Source organism: Methanomicrobium sp. (assembly GCF_055145805.1).
Window position 1 is genome coordinate 1 of the sequence record NZ_JBSREC010000123.1, and the last position, 6,305, is coordinate 6,305.

At 42.1% G+C, this 6,305-nt stretch carries 8 protein-coding genes; all 8 read right to left on the bottom strand.

Annotated features, from left to right (window positions below):
- The coding region (locus ACTB1O_RS11450; RefSeq protein ID WP_462995270.1) for a 4-phosphopantoate--beta-alanine ligase at positions 1-627 on the bottom strand (627 nt) is incomplete at its 3' end.
- A gap of 1 nt (position 628) precedes the next feature.
- Positions 629-1,489, bottom strand: coding sequence for a pantoate kinase (locus tag ACTB1O_RS11455; RefSeq protein ID WP_462995271.1), 861 nt, complete (start codon positions 1,487-1,489; stop codon positions 629-631).
- Positions 1,471-2,646 (bottom strand): bifunctional phosphopantothenoylcysteine decarboxylase/phosphopantothenate--cysteine ligase CoaBC, encoded by a 1,176-nt coding sequence (gene coaBC, locus ACTB1O_RS11460; protein WP_462995272.1) that lies wholly within the window; start codon positions 2,644-2,646, stop codon positions 1,471-1,473. The genes ACTB1O_RS11455 and coaBC overlap by 19 nt, the downstream gene beginning before the upstream one ends.
- Positions 2,613-3,482 (bottom strand): class I SAM-dependent methyltransferase, encoded by an 870-nt coding sequence (locus ACTB1O_RS11465; protein WP_462995273.1) that lies wholly within the window; start codon positions 3,480-3,482, stop codon positions 2,613-2,615. The genes coaBC and ACTB1O_RS11465 overlap by 34 nt, the downstream gene beginning before the upstream one ends.
- A gap of 10 nt (positions 3,483-3,492) precedes the next feature.
- A complete protein-coding gene (locus ACTB1O_RS11470) occupies positions 3,493-4,536 on the bottom strand; it encodes a 60S ribosomal export protein NMD3 (protein WP_462995274.1) in 1,044 nt (347 codons plus the stop codon).
- Between the two features lie 13 nt (positions 4,537-4,549).
- A complete protein-coding gene (locus ACTB1O_RS11475) occupies positions 4,550-4,837 on the bottom strand; it encodes a DUF424 domain-containing protein (RefSeq protein ID WP_462995275.1) in 288 nt (95 codons plus the stop codon).
- A gap of 49 nt (positions 4,838-4,886) precedes the next feature.
- Complete coding sequence (locus tag ACTB1O_RS11480; protein WP_462995276.1) at positions 4,887-5,714, bottom strand: TatD family hydrolase; 828 nt, start codon at positions 5,712-5,714, stop codon at positions 4,887-4,889.
- Positions 5,711-6,037, bottom strand: a complete 327-nt coding sequence (locus tag ACTB1O_RS11485) for a dihydroneopterin aldolase family protein (protein WP_462995277.1) — start codon at positions 6,035-6,037, stop codon at positions 5,711-5,713. The genes ACTB1O_RS11480 and ACTB1O_RS11485 overlap by 4 nt, the downstream gene beginning before the upstream one ends.
- Between the last annotated feature and the right edge of the window lie 268 nt (positions 6,038-6,305).

Here is a 6,305-nt window from a genome sequence, read left to right on the forward strand (position 1 = left end):
CATCACTTTTGCTTCAGAAATGATATTTGCGACAGCCCTTGTCAGTTCATCCACGATTGTCAGGTTTGCAGTCTGTGCCGTCCTTGAAAGAGGATTGAGATCTATTGTAATTACGGTTTTTCCCATATTTACAAGTGCTTCGCACCTGTCACCGTCTTCCAGTGGCACAAGGACGACATCTGATGAATATATGCCCTGCCGGATGCAAAGTGCCCTGTCATGTGAGAGAGGCAGTAAGCGTTCTGCCTTTCCTTTTAAAACAATAACTCCGTTATCCTCAAGAAGTTTTGTAATTTTCTGAATTCTTTCTTCAGTTCTGTGAAAAAGGTTTACCTCTACCAGAGCACCTGTTGCCTTCTGAAGGTCTGAGATTAGATCTGCTGCAAGTGCGGCTGTATTTCCATTAACTGAGATTACAGCGCATTTTGCATTTAATAAGAATGCAGCTGCGCTTTTTTCGGCAAGGAATGCACTTTCTGTTGTTTTTTCTCCTATGAGGTAATCAAAGGCTTCACCTCTCCCGTGAGAGCCTACCCCCTCCATTGCAACGATTCCTTTCCAGGCAGCCTCTGCAATCTTCTCTCTTCTGACAAGTGAGGCATATCGGGGATGATCTTCGGGTATCATATCATTCCCTTCGGTTTCTGCAGGCAAATCCTGTTTTGGACATTTTCATCATGTATATCTCGCCAAATCTGGAGAGAATTCCCGGAGCTTTTTCACCGTATGCAAAGACACCTTCGCCAAGCATAGTCATTGCGGCAGGAATCTCCCTTAAGTCGCATTCATCCAAAACCTCCTTTATTTTCTCTGATATAAGGCCGGAATCCTCTGCAAAATCTCTCGATGTTTTGAAAAAATCTTCAGGAGTTGCAGGGCAGGTATCTCTGAATGCGGCAGATATTTTTTCCATTTTATATTTGTTTTTTAAGACTTTATCTGTTGGCAGGGGGCCGAAGTTTATTGCGGAGATTGTCTTGTCCATATCATAACTTCTTATTATTTCTCCATCGATACCAGGACTTTTTCTGCATATGTAGCCACCGCCCATGCATGCCGGTACATCTCCAAGTCCTGATTTGAATCTGACTTCGGTTTCATGCGCCAGCTGTGATATTTCCTGGTCTTTTGTATCGAGTCCGTAAAGTTCGCAGACAGCTTTTACTGAGGATAGAAGAGATGCAGCACTAAGTCCGAATCCCGCACTCATTGGAAGAATTGTTTTTGTTGTGATCTCAGCAGTAACGCCGGTTTTGGAAAGTGCATATTCTATAGGTGGTGAACATGTCTCAATTGAGATAATGTTTCCTGTTCTGTCAACACGACAGACATTAATCCTGTTTTCATCTGACATGACGGCCTCTGCGAATACACCCTCGCTTATTACAATGCCGCCGCCTATGCTTCCGTAACTGCCTTCATTGCAGTTCACTGTTTTAAACCAGCCTGATATATGGCCCGGGCAGAAAGCTAGAGCAGTCTTTTCCATATGGCTCCTGCTATCTCTTCTTTGTCACCACAAATTTCTGTTTTGCCTGTCTGTGTGTAAAGGGTGTAACTGCCTTTTTTGGCACCCATATTTTCCGGAGTGTTTGCAGCTACCATGGAAACGCCGGTTTTGAGCATTTCCACGGCTTTTTCATCCGCATCCCATCCAAGTTTGAAGGCAACTGTTACAGGTCTGAATCTATCAAGAACTTCCTCCAGAATTTTAGGAAGCTGTTTTAGTTTTAAGGATACATCCTTTCCACCTGGTATCTTTCCTTCAAAAATTTCAGGTTTGTAATCGGATACAGCCGCAGCGCTGATGTAATAGTCGCAACCCTTATTTTCAAAGATTTTAATGACGGCATCTTTCATCTCCCCTGCATTTTCTATGATGATGTTTTTCATCATCGGAACCGGATCTCCGCTGTGAATAATTGTTACATCAGCACCAAGTCTGTATGCTTCAAAGGCTGCTTCTATGCCCATTGTGCCTTTTGAGCGGGTTGTCATAATCCTGATATCGTCAATCTTCTCCCGGCAGGCACCCGCCGTTACAATGACTTTTTTTCCGGCAAGTGTTTTTTTCCCTGCCGCTCTTTCGACAGCAAGAACAATCTCGTCATTTGATGCAAATTTGGCTTTATTCTCAGAGATGAAAGGACTGACAAAGACTATTCCCCAGTCTTTTAATTTTTTAATACTTTCAATTACTGCCGGGTGACAGTACATGCTTTCATGCATTGCAGGAGCGATAACGACAGGCATATTTCCGCCGATAGCAGTTGTTGCAAATGTTGTTACCGTGGTATCATCAATTCCTGCGGCAATCTTGCATATTGTGTTCGCAGTCGCGGGTGCTATCAGAAGAACGTCTCCGGTGCCTCCAATCCCGCAGAATTTCACATGCTCAATCATCCCTGAGATCTTTGTTATGGCAGGGATATCGCATGCATATGTAACTGCATCAGGGTTTACTATTCCGCATGCAGCTTCACTCATTACACCCTGAACAACTGCTCCTTTTCTTCGAAGCACCCGTGCAAGTTTTATATCCTCGACTGCAGCAATACTGCCTGTTATTCCAAGAACAATTGTTTTTCCTTTTAATGTCTGCATACATTCATTCATGATAAGATCACGTCCTGGACAACATGCCATTTAAACGGGGCATATTTTTTTACCCTGTGAAGCGAAATTTCCGACTCAAATCCTGCTTTTTGAACGGCATCTGATATTATATCACAGACGGGGTTTATACTGTGTACATGCATGGTGCCTCCGCATTTCATGTGCGGGAGAATCTCAGAAAGCATAGAAGGTGAGTTGAAATGTCCCATAAAGGCCCGGTCATATTTTCCTTTTAAAAGACTTCTGCAGTCCCCGCATTCTGCATAAACATTTTCTGATACATTGTTTGCCAGAATATTTTTCTGAAGATAGCCGAAGGATTCAGGGTTTAATTCCATTGCATGAATATCTGCACCTGTTATTGCGGCAGGTATAGTGAAATAGCCGATTCCTGCGAACATATCAGCTATTCTCTCATCTTTTTTTATAACTTCTGACATTCTTCTCTTCTCTTCGCGGTTTCCCATCGCAAACATGACTTTTGACGGGTCAAGAATGAATCTGCAGCCATTTTCCTTATGGCAGACCTCTTTTGGTTCGCCGTAGAGGACAGTTGTGAGGGGGATTCTTTTTACACCGTCGTATTTTTTCACATGAAGAATACAGGAGGGATTTTTCCACTCAATAAGAGCATCCAGTTCTTTATCATCCGGCTTTTTACCGTGCATTAAAATGATGTCGCCTATCATCTGATAGCCCGGCCCTGAGTAGTTTTTCTTTCTGTCAAGGATGCAGTCGAAAGAACTGCCGTCTTTAACAGGAATCCATGCACTGCCTTCTTTTACATAGGGTCTTTTTGAATTATCAACCCAGTCTTCGTTTTTTATTGATTTCAGCATAGATACAGGAACTACTCTGGTGCGCATGAAAGACCTCTTATCCGACAAATATTATTCTGTCATTATCATTATCCCTTAAAAAGCGTACAGTCTCTCCTTCCAGGACTTCAAGCCAGGGGTACAGAATACACTCTTTGTTCTCGTACGTTTTAGGGTCGAGAATGCCTGCAATATCCTTGTTAATATAACTGACAAAGGCAAATTCGGAATCCTTTACATTTCCGATCATTCTCCCCTCAGGTTCGTCCTTTGTTATTTTCAGACTGCCATCCTGAAGATCAAAGTACCTCATTACATTTGAGTCAGTGCCGCGGATCTCATAATATCTGCCTTTATCCTCGAAAACATCTCCTTTTTTGTATCTGGGAAGACGCACCAGATATGTCATTCTGTAGAGTGTTCTGCCGTTTTTTTGTCCTGCGAGTTTGGGATGCTTTGTTACCTTTCCGCCAAGTTCTTTTATTATGCTTCTTGAAATGAGCTCTCCCAGATTATGGCTTGAGACAACTATGTCTATTCCGTCTTTTATCTCATCAGTACTTGTGATAAAGGAGAGTCTCTCGCCAATTTCCTGGAGTTCTTCTTCGTGTCTGTTGGCAATCTCTATGGTACGTTCCTTTTCAAATGTATCAGGTTTTCTTCCCTCTGCCCTTAACTGAATTGTACCTGCATAATAGCCGCCTGAATATCTGCTGCAGCGGTCACACTGCTCTTTAGACCATACAATAAGAACTCTGCATGAGGCTTCAACCGGTAATTTGTAGAGTTTTGCGTGAACATCAACTTTTACTGATGTTCTGTTAGGGCTTGGATCATAGGAGCTTAATTCAATCTTTAGATCCCTGACATCATCATGTATGTGGACTGCATCAAGTGCAATCTCCTCAGTAAGTTTTTCCTTGTCAAGTTCACAGTCTGTCCAGGTATTCTGGTGTTTTAGTGATCCGCAGGTAGGGCACTGAATATACTGCACGCGGCTGTCGCATGTTATCCAGCTGACTTCTTCTCCTTTGCATTTATTGCAAAGTCCTCCTTCACTTGGTTCGCCGCACTTTGGGCATATATTTTGTTTAATATCCATAATTATCTCAGATTTACAGGATTTGCGCGTGAGGAATTCCGTTTATATATATACAGCTCTCCTCATCTATCGCACTGCACTCTATTGCAATTGCGATTACTTTTTTTCCAATCAGGTTGGCATTTTTTGCTGATGTTAAGGCTTTTATTAATTCATCTTTGGTTGCAGTTTCTGTACCGTAGAATTTGTCGGAGACTGTTATCTCTATATCGCCTTCACATATGGTTTTGTTAATGAGTTCCCTGTCGCAGGCTGCAACAATATTGTCTGCCCCTTGTATTTTATAAATTTTTAAGTGCATTGCCTGTACTATTGGTTTTTATAAATAATACTAATGCCTGTGGGAAAAATTAGAGTGTCATCTCAGTATGATATACTTTTTCAGGAGTGTCTTTATGAATTCTGAATGCATCTTCCGTGGTAATAGCGCCTGATTCAAGTAGTTTTCGTGTGAATCTCGGAACTGATTTTGGCCCTAAAACAGAACCCGGCCGGCTCAGATCATCCATGTAATCAGTCTCCATCGTAAACATCCGTTTCTCTTTAGCCATTGCAGGGATATTCTCATCCTTTGCGATCATTGAAGGAGTCAGGGGAGTATCCGGAATTCCAAAATGTTTTACGACCCTTACCGGATTCATATTCATATTTTTTGCCATATCGTAAATGTCCTGACAGGGACCGCTTTCAGCATGGATCTGAAGTGCGCAGTCATTATCCTTTGAAAGTGCAAGTGCATGGCTGAGAATTCTGTTTGATGATTCCAGGATTTCATCTTCAACAGGATAATGTGGTCTGCCGCTTTTAAGGGCAACAGCCTTTTTTTCCTCAACATATCGGGCTGCAAGAGAGAGTCCGTCTTTCATTATCTCTTCTGCCTGTGAAAGAGGCATGATCTCAGAGAGCTTTGAAAGTTCGGCCGGATGAACACCAAGTATGGGATATACACAGATTCCCTCATCTTTAATTTTATCAGAGGTTTTCAGTGTTATCTCAAATACTTCCCTGTAGTCCTCACCGCATCTGGGGACAACTCCAAAAGACCATGCCGGCTTTGAGACAAGAAACATATGTGTCCCTCCGGCACGCTTAAAGTCCTTTGCGGCTTCAATTCCCCTGCCGTTAATGGTGTCTATGTGGATATGATCGTCTGTTATAACGAGATCCTTTAAAATCATCTGAGTTCCAGAATTTTCATCATCGGATAATCGTCTTCGAGTTTTAATCCTGCAATACAGGTTGCATTGCCGACTTTTGTTGTAATGGTTACATCAAACATTTTTCCGGCAAGTTCGCTGTATCCGAATGAGTTTAAGTGCATATGTTCTGTGTCAATTCTGACCTTTATATTCTCAACATATGGCTGAAGACCTACTGCATTTTCTATAGCCTTTTCAACAGATGGTGCAGTCTGCGGGGATATGGGAGTTCCCACCCACTGGTGGTATAATGCACCCAGTTTTATTCCGGCCTCAAAAGTTGCCTGTGCCTTTTTTTCCATGTATACATGTATGGGTCTTCAAAGATTATTTTAATTTAGATCTGAAACTTACGAAAGAAAAAGAGAAAAAAAGCAGGATATTTGTAAATAATTCAGATGAGTTTTATAAGGCCGTGTTTTGGCTCCATAGCTTCGCCGTTTCTTAAAAGATCATCAATTCTCTTTCTGACGTCATCTTTACCGTGTCCCTTCTGGATAAGTATCTGAATTACGTCTTCAATCTGTGCATATCCGTTGTCATCGGCATTTGATTTAACAGCCTCTTTTA

Coding starts and splice junctions, on each gene's coding strand:
- ACTB1O_RS11455 (WP_462995271.1), bottom strand. CDS start 1,489: ATGGAAAAGACTGCTCTAGCTTTCTGCCCGGGCCATATATCAGGCTGG.
- coaBC (WP_462995272.1), bottom strand. CDS start 2,646: ATGGCATGTTGTCCAGGACGTGATCTTATCATGAATGAATGTATGCAG.
- ACTB1O_RS11465 (WP_462995273.1), bottom strand. CDS start 3,482: ATGCGCACCAGAGTAGTTCCTGTATCTATGCTGAAATCAATAAAAAAC.
- ACTB1O_RS11470 (WP_462995274.1), bottom strand. CDS start 4,536: ATGGATATTAAACAAAATATATGCCCAAAGTGCGGCGAACCAAGTGAA.
- ACTB1O_RS11475 (WP_462995275.1), bottom strand. CDS start 4,837: ATGCACTTAAAAATTTATAAAATACAAGGGGCAGACAATATTGTTGCA.
- ACTB1O_RS11480 (WP_462995276.1), bottom strand. CDS start 5,714: ATGATTTTAAAGGATCTCGTTATAACAGACGATCATATCCACATAGAC.
- ACTB1O_RS11485 (WP_462995277.1), bottom strand. CDS start 6,037: ATGGAAAAAAAGGCACAGGCAACTTTTGAGGCCGGAATAAAACTGGGT.